Below are 17,722 nucleotides of genomic sequence, written 5' to 3'. Positions count from 1 at the left end.
CTCCTAACGAATACCTAGGGCGATACGGGCATAACGACTCATCTTTTCAACAGTCCAAGCTGGTGTCCAGACCAACTTAACCTCAGTCTTAGTGACTTCTGGCACTTCTTTCATAGCATCATAAATTTGGTCTGTCAAAAGGTCTGCCAAGGGGCATCCCATAGTCGTCAAGGTCATATCGATTTCAGTATAGCCATCTTGCTGGAAACGGATATCGTAAATAAGGCCAAGGTTGACAATATCAATCCCCAACTCAGGGTCAATAACCATTTCTAAAGCTTCCAAGATACGATCCTTGATTTTTTCAATTTCTGCTTCAGTGTATTTTACTTCAGACATAGCTTTCCCTCCAAAATCAGGGCCTAATAATCAGGCCCCTTCCATTTACTATCTTAGTCTTCAATAAAGTCTTTAAGTTGTTTACTACGGCTTGGGTGGCGCAATTTACGAAGGGCTTTAGCTTCAATCTGACGAATACGTTCGCGAGTGACGTTGAAGACTTTACCAACATCTTCCAAAGTACGCATCTTCCCATCGTCAAGACCGAAACGGAGACGAAGAACATTCTCTTCACGGTCTGTAAGGGTATCAAGCACTTCATCCAATTGTTCACGAAGAACCACACGAGTTGTGTAATCTACTGGATTTTCAATAACTTCATCCTCGATAAAGTCACCCAAATGGCTATCATCTTCTTCACCGATAGGTGTTTCAAGAGAAACTGGCTCTTGAGCAATCTTAAGGATTTCACGAACCTTATCTGGAGTCATCTCCATACGTTCAGCGATTTGCTCAGGTGTTGGGTCTTGTCCCAACTCTTGCAAGAGGTTACGTTGCTCACGCACCAATTTATTAATAGTTTCAACCATGTGAACTGGGATACGGATGGTACGTGCTTGGTCTGCGATGGCACGTGTGATTGCTTGACGAATCCACCATGTCGCATAAGTTGAGAATTTGAAACCTTTAGAGTAGTCAAATTTATCAACGGCTTTCATAAGCCCCATGTTCCCCTCTTGAATCAAGTCCAAGAACTGCATGCCACGTCCCACATAACGTTTAGCGATTGAGACGACCAAACGAAGGTTAGCTTCTGCCAAACGTTGTTTAGCTTCCAAGTCACCATTTTCAACAGCGATAGCCAATTCTTTTTCCTCTTCGTTACTCAAGAGAGGCACTACCCCAATCTCTTTGAGGTACATACGAACAGGGTCATTGACCTTAGCTGAGTTTGAACCAAGTAGCTCCTCGTCTGTCAATTCTTCTGGTTTTGGGGCTTCAACAACATATTTAGATGAAGGATTTCCGTCCTTATCTGTGATAGAGATACCACCGTCTGTCAAACGTTCCAAAAGGTCATCAATCCCATCAGCATCAAGAACAAATGGGATAACTAGTTTCTCTGTGACTTCATCATCAATTGCTGTACCAGCCTTTTTGTGGTTACGGATGAAATCAGCGACTTGAACGTTAAATGCTGTATTTTGTTTTTTCTTTGCCATGTGTTACTCCATATCTCGTTTTTGGTCGATGAGCATTTGCAGCGCTTCTACCGCTGCATCCACATCACCGTGGTTACTTGATTCTCTTATTTGTTTACTTTGCTTACGGAAGTCCTGTTCCCTCAGAAAATGATTTCTACGCTCTTCAATATCCTGGACCTCCTCTAAACTGGTTTCAGGTGGCAAAATCTCCTCTAAAACCTGATAATAGGCTGTTTGCACCTCTTGAGAAAGTACAGACAAGGCCACCGTATCGATTTGACCATCTTGCTTCAGAATATGATAGAGCTCCTCTAACTCAGGTGTTTGGAAGAAAAACTCCTCTCTCATGCGATAGTCATTCAAAATCATCGGATGATTTAACATGCGATGGAAGAGTTGGTTTTCCGCTCGACGAAGGCCTGTAATCTTAGGTGTAGAAGGTAGTTTGACCGTCCTTCTGAATCCTGACGATGAAGACTCATAAGCACTATTACTAGCAGCCGATAATTGAGCCGTCTGCTGATTCCTCATAGTCAATCGTTCGTTATTGACCGCTTGCTCGACTTGGAAAAAATCAAAATCTGGCAAAAGGTCAGCCACCTTAGAAATGTAGGAATTTTGTGCCGTTACAGAAGGGGACTTGGCAATAAGCTTAGCAATCTGCTCGACATAGGCAATCTCTGCTTGAAGATTGTCTACATTGGCAGGCTTGAGCTGTCCTATCCAAAATTCCACATCTGAAATGCGGGATTCGACCAAGAGTTTACCCAAAGCCTCTTCAGATGTTTTCTTTAGATATTCATCAGGGTCCATATTATCTGGAATTTTAACAATATCGACTTGAAAATCCGATAAAAGCTCAAGAGACTTGGCAATCGCATTTTGCCCAGCCTTATCACCATCATAGGTAAGAACAATTTTCTTGGTTAACTTACGAAGGCGATTGACATGCTCAGGGGTCAAAGCCGTCCCCATAGAAGCCACAGCATTAACATGCCCAGCCCTATAGGCCGCAATGACATCCATGAACCCCTCCATCAGATAGACCTCATGAGTTTTCTGAATCACTGGCTTAGCCTGATCGAGGTGGTAGAGTTCATAGGACTTATTGAAAATACGAGTAGCCCTTGTATTTTTGTACTTGGCTTGTCCTTTTTCAATATCTTCCTTAGTCCAAACACGCCCTGAAAAACCGATGGTCTTCCCAAACTCATTTTTAAGCGGGAACATGATTCGATTTTTAAAGGTATCGAAAAGACGATTACTTTCAGAAAGATTAAAAAGACCTGATTCTGTCAGTACCTCTTCGTCATATTTTTTTGATACAGACTGATAGAGGTAATCTGGTTCGTCAGGGGCTAGACCAATCTGGAAGGTCTTAAGTAAATCGTCAGTCATGCCACGTTCATAGAGGTAGGCACGCGCTGCTTCTCCTATCTTAGTCGTCATCAAGACTGCGTGATAAAACTTCAGCGCATCCTCATGAAGATCATAGAAAGCTTGATTAGGAGAATTCTGCTGCTGAGCCTGTCTTGGTGCATCTATCGTAACTGCAATACCTAAGCGGTCTGCCAGAACCTTGACACTTTCTTGGAAAGAAATCTGACGATATTCTTCTAAAAATTTGAAGACATCGCCAGACTTGCCACAACCAAAGCAATGGTAAAACTGCCTATCCTCAATAACGTTGAATGAGGGAGTTTTTTCCTTATGGAAGGGGCATAAGCCAAGGTAATTACGACCTGCGCGATTAAGACTGACAACTTCACCAATCACGTCGACGATATTGGTACTACTCTTAATATCTTCTATTAAAGCTTTATCAATTACCATCTAATCGCCCCCTATCTTACCATAATTGCATTACCCCTAATTATAACATGATGAAAAATGAAAGTAAAATAAAATTGATTTTTCATGAGTAAATCTCTTGTCAAGATTTACAAAATCAGATAAAATATTAAAAGTAAATAAAAGAAAGGATTCATTGTCAAAATGATTAAAGAACTTAAAGACTTTTTGTTCAAGGGTAACGTCCTTGACCTCGCTGTAGCCGTTGTTATGGGGGCTGCTTTCAACGCTATTATCACTTCACTTGTTGGTGATATCATCACACCACTTATCCTTAACCCAGTTGTTAAGGCCGCTAACGTTGAGAACCTTTCTAAATTGTCATGGAACGGTATCGCATACGGTAGCTTCTTGAGCGCAGTTATCAACTTCATCATCGTTGGTACTACTCTCTTCTTCGTTGTTAAAGCTGCTAGCAAAGCAACAGCTCTTAGCAAAAAAGAAGCTGAGGATGCTGCTGAAGCAGCAGGTCCATCACAAGAAGAATTGCTTGCTGAAATCCGCGATCTTCTTGCAAACAAATAATTTTTATTTGTTCAACTAAAGACATATGAAACTCAAGACGTCTGAAATCTCAGTCGTCTTATTTTTTTGTTTCTTAGGACTACTAACTGACTTGTTTATTCGATGAAAAGAAAAAAACTTGAGAAGACTCAAGCTTTTTTCTGTTAATTTCATTCTTAATTAGAATTTTTTACGTTTGCGAGCTGCCTCTGATTTACGTTTACGTTTTACAGAAGGTTTTTCGTAATGTTCACGTTTACGAGCCTCTTGAAGAGTACCAGCTTTAGTCACAGAACGTTTGAAACGACGAAGAGCGTCGTCAAGTGATTCGTTTTTACGTACTACTGTTTTTGACATTGAATTCACCTCCTCAAGATAATGTAACATTTTACACGTTCTATTCAAGTATACAAGACTCATCTTTTTCTGTCAAGAAATATATTTTAAGTTTGAGTATTTTTGATATCAAGGCTATTTTCTAAATCTTATTGGAGACTATCTGAGGCTTTGCCATACAAAAAAACTAGAGGAATCATCCTCTAGCTTATCTTTTACTCAACTGCTGTGTATTTAGAAGCATCCTTGATGTACTCGTCGTAAGTACCGTTGGCTTTCATTTTCTTGATAACCTTGTTTACTGCTTCTTTCAATTTGTCATTGCCTTTAGCCATTGCAACTGCTTTAGCATCACCATCGTCAACTTTGAGGGCAACACTTGCCAAAGCCAAATCTGGATTTTGTGCCACGTAACCTTCTGCTACTGGTTTTTCAAGGTCAACAGCATCAACTTGGCCAGATTTAACCTCGTTAATGGCTTCACCCATTGCTGTAAGTGATACGACTGTTGAATCCTTCAATTGTTTCTTAGTAAGTCCTTCTTCGATAGTACCTTTTTGAACAGCTACTTTTTTACCTTTAAAAGCATCAAGGCTTGAGTAGGTAGATTCTTGATCTTTACGAACGATGATAGCATTTTGTGTTTCGTAGTAAGGATCTGAGAAATCAAAGGTTTTCTTACGTTCGGCTGTTACTGAGATACCTGAGATAGCAAGATCAGCCTTACCTGATTGAAGGCTAGAAAGGACATTGTCAAAGCTCATAGTTGTCACTTCGAGTTTAACTCCAAGTTCATCCGCAATAGCTTGTGCCAACTTGATGTCTGACCCGACAACTTGGTCTTTACCGTCTACCAATGTTTTGAACTCAAATGGTGCATAGTCAGGGCTAACAGCTACGACAAGTTTTTTATTTTCTTTAATAGATTCGTAAGCGTCTTTTTTTGACCCACATGCCACCAAAGTAACAGCAGCAAGGAGAGCCATGGCTCCAAGGAATAGTTTTTTCATAAGAAACTCCTGTATAAATATAATTTTTGCTCGTTTATTTTACTTAAAATTAGTGGTATTGTCAACATTTATTAAGAAATTGCGACAGTTTTTCTAAGCCCTTTTGAAGGACTTCCTTATCACAACAATAACCGATGCGGACATGGGAATCCTTGTCAAAACGGTTACCCGGAACCACAAGAACACCATAGTCCTGAAGAAGCTCCAAGGCAAAATCTTCGATAGGACGATTCACATCTAATTTGACGAAAGAGGTGGAAACACTAGCAGGCCTAACCCAAGACGCCTTAGGTTCTTTAGCAATCCAGACATCCATAAGGGCTAGATTTTCCTCTACAATCTGACGGTTGCGTTTCAAGATGGCCTCTTTATTTTCCAAGACAAGGGTAGCCACCATATCATCAAAGACTCCAGCACAAATCATCGTGTAGTCGCGGTAGTCACGTAGAATGTCCGCCACCTCAGTGTTAGAAGCTACCCAACCCACACGAATACCGGGAATGGAATAGGTCTTTGAAAGACTGTTGACGGCAATGCCCTTTTCATACAAATCCACAATAGAAGGTGCAGGTTGGTCAAAACTGCGATAGACCTCATCTGAGAAGATATAGGCGTCTACTTCTTTAGCGATAGTCACAAGCTCCTCAAGGTAAGCAGTATTCATAAGGGCACCAGTAGGATTGTTGGCATTGTTAATGCAGATCATCTTGGTATTTGGGCGAATCAGACGGCGAAGTTGGTCCAAATCAGGCAACCAGTTATTGTCCTCCTCAATCTCCCAGAGGTCCACATCTGATCCTAGTGACTTAGGAATGTCATAGAGCTGCTGATAGGTCGGGTACATGGAGATGACATGGTCCTCAGGCTCAATAAGCGCATAAAGGGCTAGCATAGTCGCTCCTGTAGCCCCATTAGTTTGGAGGATATTATCAACCGGCATGTCCTTGTATAAGCTAGCCACTTGAGTTTTAAACTCTGGTGACCCTTCAATCCAGCCGTAATCCATCTTTTTCTTTAGTAGTTGAGCAAAAAAGGCTTCCTTATCAAGGCCTGATAAGTCAAATAATTCTTCCATTGTGAGGGCCTTAATTGAAACTCCTGCGATATCATATATGGCAGATTTTTCATGGACATTAAGCCATTCTTCAACACCAAAACGTGGTAGCTCCATAGTTTCTCCTTGCTTTTCTTAAGCACTCTATACGATGTCATTTGTCTATTTGAACAGACTTACCTACTTTGATAATAACTGTTTTTAGCAGAGAATTCAATAAAAAATGGGGTATTCCCCCATTTTAGATTTAAGAATTTTTAGAGACTCCCCTTAAGTGAATAAAGCGAGCACCAAACAAGACTTTTCACTGTTGATGAAAGCACCTGAAATTGACTCGTTTCAGGTGCTTGGGAGTTTTAAATTTACTTACTTTGTTTGTAGGTTGATGCTTCTTTCAACCATTGGTCAAATTTTCCAGAGTCCTTAGTCTCTTTGATGACGGCATTGATTTCTTTAAGCAAGTCATCCGAACCTTTACGTGTTGCGACGGCATAAGCATCTGTGCCATCTGACTTGAGATTAAAGTTGGCAAGGGTTAAATCATCATTTTGAGCGATATAACCTTCTACAATGGCCTTCTCAAGTACAACTGCTTGAAGCTGCCCTGATTTGAGTTCGTTAATCATTTCACCATTTGAAGCCAGTGATACGACACTTGCCTTAGGGATTTGTTTCTTAGCAACGGTTTCTTGAACAGACCCTTTTTGCGTACCGACAGTTTGTTTTGCGAGACTATCAGTGCTTGTATAGTCATTCACCTTATCTTTTTTGACAATCACTACATTTTCTGACGTATAGTAACTGTCTGAAAAATCATAAACCTTCTTACGTTCGTCTGTCACCGAAATCCCTGCAATGGCAATATCGGCTTTACCACTTTGCACGTTAGCAAGAACATTATCAAAAGACATCACGGAAAATTCAACCTTTACACCGAGTTTTTCACCGATAGCTTTGGCCAACTCGATATCTGCTCCAACTAGCGTATCTTTGCCGTTAACCAACGATTTGAACTCAAATGGTGCAAATTCAGATTCTGTTGCCACGACAATTTTCTTCTTTTCCTTAATCGTTTTAGGACTTACTCCCTGACTTCCGCTACAAGCAACTAGAAAGCAAGTAGCGACTAAAGCTGTAAGGATAAACCAAAATTTCTTCATATAATAACTCCTTATTTGCTAGAACTCTTAAGTGAAAGAGTGTAGGCATCTTGAACATAGCTGTCAATCTTACCTTCTTTTTTGAGTTTAGCGATAACCTTATTAACCTTGGCTTTAAGCTCATCACTGCCCTTAGGCATAGCTACAGCGTAGGCATCGTTTGAATCTGATTTTAGAGCAATATCTGACATAGCCAAGTCACTGTTTTGGTCCACATAACCTTGTGCGATAGCCTTTTCTAGTACCACTCCTTCGACTTGACCTGATTTCAACTCATTGATAGCTTCACCAGGTTGCGCCAAGGAAACCACATTAGCATCCGACAAATTGGCTTTGGCGATATTTTCTTGAATTGATCCTTTTTGAACAGCTACAGATTTCTTAGCAAAGTCGCTAGTTTGTTTGTAAGTTTCTGTGGCATCTTTTTTGACAACAAGAACCGTTTCAGACTCATAGTAAGTATCCGAGAAGTCAAAAATTTTCTGACGTTCTTTAGTGGCTGAGATACCAGAAATGGCAATATCTGCCTTACCAGATTGGACGCTGGCTAGAACATTATCAAAGGACATTTCAGAGAATTTGACTTTCACACCAAGCTCATCTGCAATAGCCTTGGCAATTTCGATGTCTGCTCCAACAATAGTATCCTTACCATCTTGGATTGTTTTAAACTCAAAAGGAGCAAAGTGCGGATTAAGAGCGACAGTCAAAGTCCCCTTATCTTTAACTTTATCTAAAGTGTTAGTCGATGAAGAACAAGCCGCTAAAGCTGTCAAAGCAAAGACACCTGCAAGTCCCAATAAAAGTTTTTTCCATGGTTTCATAATCAATCTCTTTTCTATATTTATTAACTATGTAAGTATAATAATGCATTATTATGCATTTGTCAACGAAAAAATGGACTTTTATTGATTATAATTTTTATTTTTATTAATATTGGCATTGCTATAAATCTTTTAATTCGTTTATTTTAAAGCCTTCTATCTGATTTTAAGACAAAAAAACTATTCATTCATTTGAATAAATAGTTCATTTTATTACCAAAATTCTCGGACGAAGTCATCTTCAAGGCGCTCCCGATAGAAAAGTTCTGAGAGATTGTCTTCTTCAAAGACACGTAGCAGATTGAGCATGTCATAAGCCAAGTCCATCTTAGGCACATCCTCCCTGGCAACCCAGCGAACTTCGCCCTCCTCTGTTGAATGGATTTCTCCTTCAAAATCTGAGGTCCTATAAAGGAAAACCAAGTACCGTTCGTTATCTGTCGTGTAAAAATGCTTCATACCAACTAATTTAGGGTTTTTGATGGTCAAGCCAGTTTCTTCTTTAACCTCACGGATAACTGATTCTACCAGACCTTCATGTGCTTCGATATGGCCACCGGGTAGGGCTGCTCCCGACCAGTAATAACGCTTTGGATCGCGGATTTGCATGACAATATTTCCACGGCCATCTTCGATGAGACACATATTAGTTAAAATAGTTGCTTGTGAACGTGACATATATTTCCTTTCTTACTTATATTGCCTAAGTGATGTAACTAGCCTTAATCCATACTCTTCAGCTCAAGAACCATATCACGGATTTGAGCCGCCAACTCGAAGTCAAGCAGTTCTGCCGCTTCGTGCATTTGCTTTTGAAGTTTCTTGATGGCTTCTTGGCGTTCTTTCTTGTTCATAGCACTGTAGTCCACCGTATCCTCTGCCACTTCTGCTTCATTGACCTTGGTAATCGAAATAAGGTCCCGAATTTCTTTCTTAATCGTTTGTGGAGTGATACCGTGCTCCTTATTATAGGCCATCTGGATTTCACGACGACGAGCTGTTTCATCCATGGCCTTCTGCATAGACTCTGTAATCTTATCCGCATACATGATAACGTGCCCCTCACTATTTCGGGCAGCACGTCCGATTGTTTGGATAAGTCCACGTTCATTACGAAGGAAGCCTTCCTTATCAGCATCCAAAATAGCAACCAGACTAACTTCAGGAACGTCAATCCCTTCACGGAGAAGATTAATCCCGATAAGAACATCAAAGACACCCAAACGTAGGTCACGGATAATCTCAGTACGTTCCAAAGTCTTAATGTCAGAGTGCATGTATTTGACCTTGACCCCCATTTCCTTGAGATAGTCAGTCAAGTCTTCAGCCATCTTCTTAGTCAAAGTGGTTACGAAGACACGCTCGCCTTTTTCAGTTCGGGCATTGATTTCACCAAGGAGGTCATCCATTTGTCCCATAGTTGGACGCACTTCGACTTCTGGATCAAGAAGCCCTGTCGGACGGATGATTTGCTCAACGACAGTCTCAGTTTGCTCCATCTCATAGTCCCCTGGAGTGGCAGACACATAGACAATCTGATGAACATGACTCTCAAATTCTTCACGTCGAAGTGGACGGTTATCAAGCGCTGATGGCAAACGGAAACCGTAATCAACCAACATCTTCTTACGGGCCTGGTCCCCGTTATACATTCCCTTAATCTGACCCATGGTCATGTGACTTTCATCAATCATGATAAGGAAATCTTCTGGGAAGAAATCAAGCAAGGTGAAGGGTGGCTCACCTTCTTTACGTCCATCCATGTGGCGTGAGTAGTTTTCAACACCATTGGTGTAGCCCATCTCTCGAAGCATTTCAATATCGTATTCTGTCCTTTGGCGGATACGTTGAGCCTCGATGAGCTTACCCTCAGCTTCAAATTGCTTAACCTGAGCTTCCATTTCTTCCATAATATTCTTGATGGCTTCTTCCATATGCTCTTCATTGGTCATAAAGTGAGTCGCCGGGAAAAGAACAAGGTGCTCAACCTCGCCGAGATTGCGTCCTGTCAAACTTTCAATCTCACAGATGCGGTCAATCTCATCACCGAAAAATTCCACACGAAAGGCGTGTTCATCGCGGCTGGCAGGAAAAATTTCGACCACATCGCCACGCACACGGAATTTCCCACGTTGGAAATCAATGTCATTTCGCTCAAACTGGATATCAACTAGGTCATTGAGCAACTTGTCTCGAGAAATCTCTTGGCCTGGACGAAGGCTGACCGCTGAATCTGCATATTCTTTGGGCGAACCCAAACCGTAAATACAAGAAACGGAAGCCACAACGATAACATCATTACGCTCAAGGAGGGCCGATGTCGCTGAGTGACGGAGCTTATCAATTTCATCATTTACAGAGCTATCTTTTTCGATATAGGTATCCGATGACGGTACATAGGCCTCTGGCTGATAGAAATCGTAGTAGGAAACGAAGTATTCTACAGCATTGTCTGGGAAGAACTCCTTGAACTCTCCATAAAGCTGACCTGCCAAAGTTTTATTGTGGGCGATAACCAAGGTTGGTTTATTGACGCGCTGGATGACCTGACTCATGGTATAGGTCTTACCTGTCCCTGTCGCCCCCTTTAGAATTTGAGCCTTCTCACCACCTTCAATATTATCCACCAAGGCTTCGATGGCCTGAGGTTGATCCCCAGAAGGTTCATATTTAGAAACCAAATGGAATTGGTTGTCTTCTTTTCTATCTATCATTCTTTTTCCTTTCATTTATGTAATCATTCATCTCTTGGTCGGAGAAAAATTCTCCTTCTGCGATAGGAATGTGAATCATTTTTGTCTCAGCAACGTATTTTCGCTTTTTTCGTGTCTGAAAACCAAGTTTTTTATCATATTTCAAGGCCGTTTTACTATCATTGAAAAAAATGTATAAAACTCTATATCTCTTTCTTTCCCAAGACCTTATATTTCCGAAATCATCGATACGTTTTAGAATATAGTATATAGTCGACGAGTGTTTGGCATCATCCATTGGCGTTGACCAATCCTTCATAACCAAGTCAATTTCAGACAGCGGAATCTCAAAGGTTACTCGTCCACATAACCTTCCATAATAAATAAAGGTATCATTGTTAATTTCCAAAATTTTTTTATGACCTTTAAGTCTCACAATACCGTAAACTAAATTAGTCAGAGCATGAAGAAATATTAGTAAAATGAAGAAGGCAACACAGTTATCTACAAAGTTCCCAAAACGATAATCATCTAAAAGAAACCAGCAGAATAGACCGGTGGAAGCGACAAGAAATATAAGTCCATAGACAATTTGGACACAAATCATACCTCGCTCAAGTCTAACTCTCATCTCTTCCCCTTTTCCAAACTTTCTTCTATTTTAACACAGAAGTAAAAAGACCGAGTCTTTGAACTCAGCCTTAAAAGTTTTCTTTTTTCAATTGTAGACGAAGGATAATAATCCCTACCAAGAGAACGAGACAGGTAACGATATTCCCTTCTAGACCAAAGGCTCCACCTGATAACCAATCAGGCAAGCCTGACCTGGCCTGAAAGTGCAATAAGCTACCGCCTGCATTCTGCCCACTAACTGCCACGCCAACTATATTCCCTTGCGCAAAGTTCCAAGCACCGTGAAGGGCAGCGACACCCCAGATATTATCTGTCTTGAGCATGTAAAGAGCCAAAAGAACTCCTACTAGAACAATACTGATTAGAGACAAGGCGGTAACACCTTGATTTCCTAGGTGTAATATTGAAAAGAAAGAACTTGAAATAGCAATTCCCCAGGAAAGGTTCAATTTATTAGTCACCGTCTGAAGTAACCAACCACGTGTCACCAGTTCCTCGGTTCCACCTTGGATAAACCAGAAAGGTATTAGGGATAGTATGTATAAGAGGGTTCTCTGAGAAAAGTCTACTTTTACAAATTCTAAACCGCCTAGTAAATAAGTCCCAAGGAAACTAACTAACAAGAGCAAAGTTCCAAGTCCCCAACCCTTAAGCAAGTTCAACCAAATATGACCCTTGAAAAATCCAAGTGTACGAATGGGACGTTTTTCAACAACTTTAACCCAGAAAAAGATAGCTAAGGCAGTAAAGGCAAAGGCTCCCAACTGAAAATACAAAGTTGAAAATATTTTATAGTAAATCGAATGTATATCCTGGAACTGAATGTTGCCATTTAATACTAAGAACGAAAGAACAATAGCCATTGGAATTCCCACAACAATCCCTGATAGAAATCCACTTATAAGGAAATAACCCAAGGCAATAAAACAGGACAGCATAATCATCAGCCAACTTGGGACTTTATCATATAGGCTGGTATATTTCTCAAGCATACGTTTCTTCATTTTTTAGCTCCTGTAACAAATCTTACATGTATTCGATTACAGTGTAACTAATTGACACAAGCTTGTCAACTTCTTCTCAGATAGCTCTCATAGCTAACGAATCTTGTTACATTTCCTAACATCAAACTCCAAGAAGTTTGATAACAAGACCTTTTTTTGATAGAATAGGAAGGTATTTTATAAAGGAGACTTTTTATAATGAAGAAAAAACTTCTGACACTCTTCTTGAGTGCCATGTCAGTTTTCTTTGTTTTCGGAGCTAAGGTATCTGCTGAAACAATTTCAGTCGTTTCAGACACAGCCTATGCCCCATTTGAATTCAAAGATTCTGATCAGACCTACAAAGGTATCGACGTTGATATCATCAACGAAGTTGCCAAACGTAAAAATTGGGATGTTAACCAAACCTTCCCTGGTTTCGATGCAGCCGTTAACGCTGTTCAATCAGGCCAAGCAGACGCCCTAATGGCCGGTACGACTGTTACCGACGCACGTAAGAAGGTCTTCACTTTCTCAGACACTTATTACGACACTTCAATTGTTATCTATACACGTAGCAGCGACAAAGTCAGCGACTACAAACAATTGAAGGGTAAAACAGTCGGTGTTAAAAACGGTACCGCTGCTCAAACTTGGCTTGATAAAAACGCTAGCAAATATGGTTTCACAGTTAAAACTTTTGACACTAGCGACTTGATGAACAACAGCTTGGATTCTGGTTCTGTTGACGCAGCTATGGACGACACACCAGTTGTTAAATACGCTATTGGTCAAGGAAAAGACTACGCTATCAACATTAAGCCTGAATCTATCGGTAGCTTCGCTTTCGCTGTTAAAAAAGGCGGAAAACACGAAAATCTTATCAAAGACTTCAACGAAGCTCTTAAGGAAATGAAGAAAGACGGCACCTACGACAAAATCATGAACAAATGGTTGGGTGACTCAGAAAAATCTTCTTCCTCAAAACCTTCAGCAGATCTTAAATTGACTGGTGATGCTAACGCAAAAGCCACTCCTGCTAAGGAAACCTACACTATCTCAATGGACTCATCTTTTGCTCCATTCGAATACCAAAATGGTTCAGGTAAATATGTAGGTATTGATGTTGATATCATCAATGCTATTGCTAAAAACCAAGGCTTCAATGTCAAATTGACTAACCCTGGTTTCGATGCATCACTTAATGCTGTACAATCTAGCCAAGCTGATGCCGTATTGGCTGGTATGACCATCACTGATGCTCGTAAACAAATCTTTGACTTTTCTGATCCTTACTACACATCAAACATTCGTTTGGCTGTAGCTAAAGGAAGTAAGGTTAAATCTTACAAGGATCTTAAAGGTAAGACTGTAGGAGCTAAAAATGGTACGTCATCTTACTCATGGTTGGAAGACCATGCTGGTGAGTATGGCTTTACTGTTCGTGCTTACGATGAAGCTTCTACTATGTATGACAGCTTGAACTCTGGTTCAATCGATGCTCTTATGGATGATGAAGCCGTTCTTCTATACGCTATCCAACAAGGGCGTAACTTTACAACACCAATTGAAGGTATTGCCACTGGTGAAGTCGGATTTGCTGTTAAAAAAGGCACTAACCCTGAGTTGATTGAGATGTTCAACAATGGTTTGGCTGCTATCGTTAAAGATGGTACTTACGATAAGATTATCAATAAATACCTCGATAGCAACAAATCAAAAGAAGGAAGCTCAAAAAAAGCTACCGATGAAACAACCATCGTAGGATTGATTAAAAACAACTACAAACAACTTCTCCAAGGTCTTGGAATTACCCTTGGATTGACCCTTCTTTCATTTGCTATTGCCATGATTATCGGTGTTATCTTCGGTATGATGGCAGTTGCACCAAACAAGACACTCCGCGTGATTTCGCAAGTCTTTGTTGACGTGGTTCGTGGTATCCCATTGATGATTGTTGCAGCCTTCATCTACTGGGGTATTCCTAACTTGATTGAAAATATCACTGGTCACCAATCACCAATCAATGACTTTGTGGCAGCGACAATTGCCCTCTCACTTAACGGTGGTGCTTACATTGCCGAAATTGTACGTGGTGGTATCGAAGCTGTTCCTATTGGTCAGATGGAAGCTAGCCGAAGCTTGGGTGTCCCTTACAATACAACAATGCGTAAGGTTATCTTGCCACAAGCAGTTCGCTTGATGTTGCCAAACTTCATCAACCAATTTGTTATCTCATTGAAAGATACGACTATCGTATCAGCTATCGGTTTGGTTGAACTCTTCCAAACTGGTAAAATCATCATTGCTCGTAACTACCAATCATTCCGTATGTATGCGATCTTGGCCATCCTTTACTTGGTCATCATCACATGCTTGACGAAATTGGCTAAACGACTAGAAAAGAGACTTAAATAATGGCTGAATTGAAAATCGATGTGCAGGACTTGCACAAATCATACGGCGACAATGAAGTCCTTAAAGGCATTGACGCCAAATTCTACGAAGGTGACGTTGTATGTATCATCGGTCCTTCAGGTTCAGGTAAATCAACCTTCCTTCGTACGCTTAACCTACTTGAGACAGTGACATCTGGTAAAGTAGTCGTTGATGGCTATGAATTATCAGATCCTAAGACAGACCTTGACAAAGCCCGTGAAAATATTGGGATGGTCTTCCAACATTTCAACCTCTTCCCACACATGACAGTCCTTGAAAACGTGACATTTGCACCTGTTGAACTCGGACGTATGAATAAGGAAGAAGCTGATAAATTAGCTATGGATCTTCTTGATCGTGTTGGACTTGCTGACAAGGCAGATGCAATGCCAGATAGCCTGTCAGGTGGACAAAAACAACGTGTGGCAATTGCACGTGGTTTGGCAATGAATCCTGATATCATGCTCTTTGACGAACCGACTTCTGCCCTTGACCCTGAGATGGTCGGAGACGTTCTTAACGTTATGAAAGAATTGGCAGAACAAGGTATGACCATGATTATCGTTACTCACGAAATGGGATTTGCCCGTCAAGTTGCCAACCGAGTAATCTTTACTGCGGACGGTGAGTTCCTCGAAGATGGTACTCCAGATCAAATCTTCGATAACCCACAACACCCACGTTTGAAAGAATTCTTGGACAAGGTTCTAAACGCCTAATTATCAAAACAGTTACTCTTGCTAGAGTAGCTGTTTTTGATTACCATTTTGGATAAGAAAAACAGAGCAAGTGCTAGACTTGCTCTGTTTCTTCATTTAGTTCAGGGTGTTTTGCTGCTTCTTCCCTTGCCAAGCGCTCACGCTCAAGACGGAGTTTTCGGTTAGGATTTAAGCGCGTAAAGAGTTCTTCAAGTTTCTTTGGATTCCAAACATCGGCCGCAGAAACAAAATTTCCATCTTTATCCCTGAAGGATATCGGTTTATCTCCCATTGTAAACCTCTTATTTCAATAATTTATTGTATTCAGCAGATATTTATATCACACTTAGCCACGCCACACAAGTCGGTCGAGTATACCGACTTTACGTAGTTAGTGAGGTTGATAGGCAGTCCGCCATAGCGGCTGCCGTAGACTATCTTGTGCTTCAGCACTTAGAGAGTCTTTCAACGTCAATCAACAAACTCAAACTCGAAGTTACCGATACGAACGATGTCGCCATCCTTAGCACCACGTTCACGAAGCGCTTCATCAACTCCCATACCACGCAATTGACGTGCAAATTTCATGATAGATTCGTCACGTTCCATGTTAGTCATGACAAAGAGTTTTTCAAGTTTCTCACCAGAAAGTACCCATGAGGCATCGTCATCACGGCTAATTTCAAATGGACGTTCATCCTCGTTAAAGCCGTAGTACACTTCTTCTTGTTCCATATCGTCTTCGCTATAAAGCAAGAATTCATCAGTCTCATCAAGTAACTCTGCAGTAGCTTCCAAGAGATTTTCCAAACCTTGGTGAGCCAAACTTGAAATTGGGAAAATTTGTGGCAACTCATCAAATTCATCATAGTTAGCAGCCAATTTTTCTTTAAACTCTTTCAAGTTTTCCTCAGCCCCAGGCATGTCCATCTTATTAGCCACAATAATTTGTGGACGTTCCATCAAGCGAAGGTTGTAAGTTTCCAACTCTTTGTTAATTTGAAGATAATCCTCGTAAGGATCACGCCCTTCACTCGCTGACATATCAATCACATGAAGGATAACACGTGTACGCTCAATATGGCGAAGGAACTGTGTTCCCAAACCAACACCCTGGCTAGCCCCCTCAATCAATCCTGGAAGGTCAGCCATGGCAAAGCTCTCACCTGACTTCGTACGAACCATCCCCAAGTTAGGAACAATTGTCGTAAAGTGATAGGCACCAATCTTTGGTTTTGCTGCGGTTACCACACTGAGGATTGTTGATTTACCAACAGATGGGAAACCAACCAAACCAACATCCGCCAAAATCTTCAATTCCAATTGAAGTTCACGTTCTTCTCCTGGCTCACCATTTTCAGCGATTTCAGGAGCAGGGTTACGAGGTGTCGCAAAACGGATATTTCCACGTCCACCACGTCCACCGTGAGCAATGACAAACTCTTGGCCATCCTCAACCATATCAGTAATAACCTTGCCTGTCTCAGCATCACGAACTGTCGTACCAGGCGGGATGCTAACGATGAGGTCTTCAGCACCTCGACCGTGCATTCCCTTGGTCATCCCTTTTTCGCCATTCTTAGCCTTGAATTTACGATTATAACGGAAATCCATAAGGGTACGTAAGCCTTCGTCAACCTTGAAAATGACTGAGCCACCCTTACCACCGTCACCGCCCCAAGGACCGCCATTAGGTACATATTTCTCACGACGGAAGGCAACCATCCCGTCACCACCACGACCAGCTTTGACACTAATCTTGGCTGTATCTAAAAACATACTCATCTATATTTCTCTCTTTCTGATTTGTATGCCATGTACAAATTCAATCACAAACGAAAGAATTTCCGACATACACAAAAAAACGCTTGATAGCGTCTTAAAGGACAGCTGCGACTGCTTGGAAAATCAATGCCCCAACTGTTACTAATAGCATAATCAAAACGACCAATACTGTTAGACGTTCAAAAAATGATTTCTTACGTGGTCCGTTATCTCCAAATGCCACTTGAATTTACCTCGTTTTTTCTTCTATTATTTCACAATAATAGTA

Annotated in this window: 18 protein-coding genes; 3 read left to right on the top strand and 15 right to left on the bottom strand. The window is 41.0% G+C overall.

What is annotated here, in order from left to right:
• Positions 1 to 3: 3 nt before the first annotated feature.
• From NST80_RS02705 to dnaG, 3 genes are read right to left on the bottom strand one after another with little or no spacing between them, the layout of a single operon-like run.
• Positions 4 to 339 (bottom strand): metal-sulfur cluster assembly factor, encoded by a 336-nt coding sequence (locus NST80_RS02705; RefSeq protein WP_002886809.1) that lies wholly within the window; start codon positions 337 to 339, stop codon positions 4 to 6.
• Positions 340 to 392: 53 nt separating this feature from the next.
• Positions 393 to 1,502: an RNA polymerase sigma factor RpoD gene (rpoD, locus tag NST80_RS02700; protein ID WP_014632795.1), complete on the bottom strand. Its 1,110-nt coding sequence runs from the start codon at positions 1,500 to 1,502 to the stop codon at positions 393 to 395.
• A 3-nt stretch (positions 1,503 to 1,505) separates the two neighbouring features.
• Positions 1,506 to 3,317 carry a DNA primase gene (dnaG, locus tag NST80_RS02695; protein ID WP_342504629.1) on the bottom strand — a complete coding sequence of 604 codons (1,812 nt, stop codon included), beginning with the start codon at positions 3,315 to 3,317 and terminating at the stop codon, positions 1,506 to 1,508.
• A 162-nt stretch (positions 3,318 to 3,479) separates the two neighbouring features.
• Here dnaG and mscL point away from each other — a divergent pair, with 162 nt between their 5' ends.
• Positions 3,480 to 3,860, top strand: a complete 381-nt coding sequence (gene mscL, locus NST80_RS02690; RefSeq protein ID WP_002884705.1) for a large conductance mechanosensitive channel protein MscL — start codon at positions 3,480 to 3,482, stop codon at positions 3,858 to 3,860.
• Positions 3,861 to 4,019: 159 nt separating this feature from the next.
• On the opposite strand, the gene rpsU is transcribed toward mscL, so the two are convergent.
• The 9 genes from rpsU to NST80_RS02645 form a co-directional block, all read right to left on the bottom strand.
• Positions 4,020 to 4,196 carry a 30S ribosomal protein S21 gene (gene rpsU, locus NST80_RS02685; RefSeq protein WP_002884573.1) on the bottom strand — a complete coding sequence of 59 codons (177 nt, stop codon included), beginning with the start codon at positions 4,194 to 4,196 and terminating at the stop codon, positions 4,020 to 4,022.
• A 194-nt stretch (positions 4,197 to 4,390) separates the two neighbouring features.
• Entirely contained in the window at positions 4,391 to 5,185 is a 795-nt protein-coding gene (locus NST80_RS02680; protein ID WP_293936555.1) for a transporter substrate-binding domain-containing protein, read from the bottom strand.
• 61 nt (positions 5,186 to 5,246) lie between these two features.
• Positions 5,247 to 6,356 (bottom strand): aminotransferase, encoded by a 1,110-nt coding sequence (locus NST80_RS02675; RefSeq protein WP_342504628.1) that lies wholly within the window; start codon positions 6,354 to 6,356, stop codon positions 5,247 to 5,249.
• A gap of 245 nt (positions 6,357 to 6,601) precedes the next feature.
• A complete protein-coding gene (locus NST80_RS02670; protein WP_342504627.1) occupies positions 6,602 to 7,399 on the bottom strand; it encodes a transporter substrate-binding domain-containing protein in 798 nt (265 codons plus the stop codon).
• 11 nt (positions 7,400 to 7,410) lie between these two features.
• Complete coding sequence (locus NST80_RS02665) at positions 7,411 to 8,223, bottom strand: transporter substrate-binding domain-containing protein (protein ID WP_342504626.1); 813 nt, start codon at positions 8,221 to 8,223, stop codon at positions 7,411 to 7,413.
• Positions 8,224 to 8,436: 213 nt separating this feature from the next.
• A complete protein-coding gene (locus tag NST80_RS02660; protein ID WP_002891484.1) occupies positions 8,437 to 8,901 on the bottom strand; it encodes an 8-oxo-dGTP diphosphatase in 465 nt (154 codons plus the stop codon).
• A 44-nt stretch (positions 8,902 to 8,945) separates the two neighbouring features.
• A complete protein-coding gene (uvrB, locus tag NST80_RS02655) occupies positions 8,946 to 10,937 on the bottom strand; it encodes an excinuclease ABC subunit UvrB (protein WP_201552488.1) in 1,992 nt (663 codons plus the stop codon).
• Positions 10,927 to 11,547 carry a hypothetical protein gene (locus NST80_RS02650; RefSeq protein ID WP_045768499.1) on the bottom strand — a complete coding sequence of 207 codons (621 nt, stop codon included), beginning with the start codon at positions 11,545 to 11,547 and terminating at the stop codon, positions 10,927 to 10,929. The genes uvrB and NST80_RS02650 overlap by 11 nt, the downstream gene beginning before the upstream one ends.
• A 70-nt stretch (positions 11,548 to 11,617) precedes the next feature.
• Positions 11,618 to 12,553 carry a type II CAAX endopeptidase family protein gene (locus NST80_RS02645; RefSeq protein WP_045768498.1) on the bottom strand — a complete coding sequence of 312 codons (936 nt, stop codon included), beginning with the start codon at positions 12,551 to 12,553 and terminating at the stop codon, positions 11,618 to 11,620.
• Positions 12,554 to 12,751: 198 nt separating this feature from the next.
• Here NST80_RS02645 and NST80_RS02640 point away from each other — a divergent pair, with 198 nt between their 5' ends.
• Positions 12,752 to 14,950, top strand: a complete 2,199-nt coding sequence (locus NST80_RS02640; RefSeq protein ID WP_045768497.1) for an ABC transporter substrate-binding protein/permease — start codon at positions 12,752 to 12,754, stop codon at positions 14,948 to 14,950.
• A complete protein-coding gene (locus tag NST80_RS02635) occupies positions 14,950 to 15,690 on the top strand; it encodes an amino acid ABC transporter ATP-binding protein (RefSeq protein WP_002884797.1) in 741 nt (246 codons plus the stop codon). Before NST80_RS02640 ends, NST80_RS02635 begins: the two co-directional genes overlap by 1 nt.
• Before the next feature lie 73 nt (positions 15,691 to 15,763).
• Here the strand turns inward: NST80_RS02635 and NST80_RS02630 are convergent, their stop codons facing one another.
• From NST80_RS02630 to NST80_RS02620, 3 genes are all read right to left on the bottom strand, one after another.
• Positions 15,764 to 15,961 carry a hypothetical protein gene (locus NST80_RS02630; protein ID WP_002884415.1) on the bottom strand — a complete coding sequence of 66 codons (198 nt, stop codon included), beginning with the start codon at positions 15,959 to 15,961 and terminating at the stop codon, positions 15,764 to 15,766.
• Between the two features lie 179 nt (positions 15,962 to 16,140).
• Positions 16,141 to 17,454: a GTPase ObgE gene (obgE, locus tag NST80_RS02625; RefSeq protein ID WP_002884694.1), complete on the bottom strand. Its 1,314-nt coding sequence runs from the start codon at positions 17,452 to 17,454 to the stop codon at positions 16,141 to 16,143.
• Positions 17,455 to 17,548: 94 nt separating this feature from the next.
• Positions 17,549 to 17,677, bottom strand: coding sequence for a DUF4044 domain-containing protein (locus NST80_RS02620; RefSeq protein WP_002884629.1), 129 nt, complete (start codon positions 17,675 to 17,677; stop codon positions 17,549 to 17,551).
• Between the last annotated feature and the right edge of the window lie 45 nt (positions 17,678 to 17,722).

This window comes from Streptococcus sp. FSL K6-1323 (assembly GCF_038630745.1).
Taxonomy (GTDB): Bacteria; Bacillota; Bacilli; order Lactobacillales; family Streptococcaceae; genus Streptococcus; species Streptococcus salivarius_D.
Note: the sequence above shows the minus strand (reverse complement) of the source record. Positions and strands in the feature narration are given on the sequence as shown.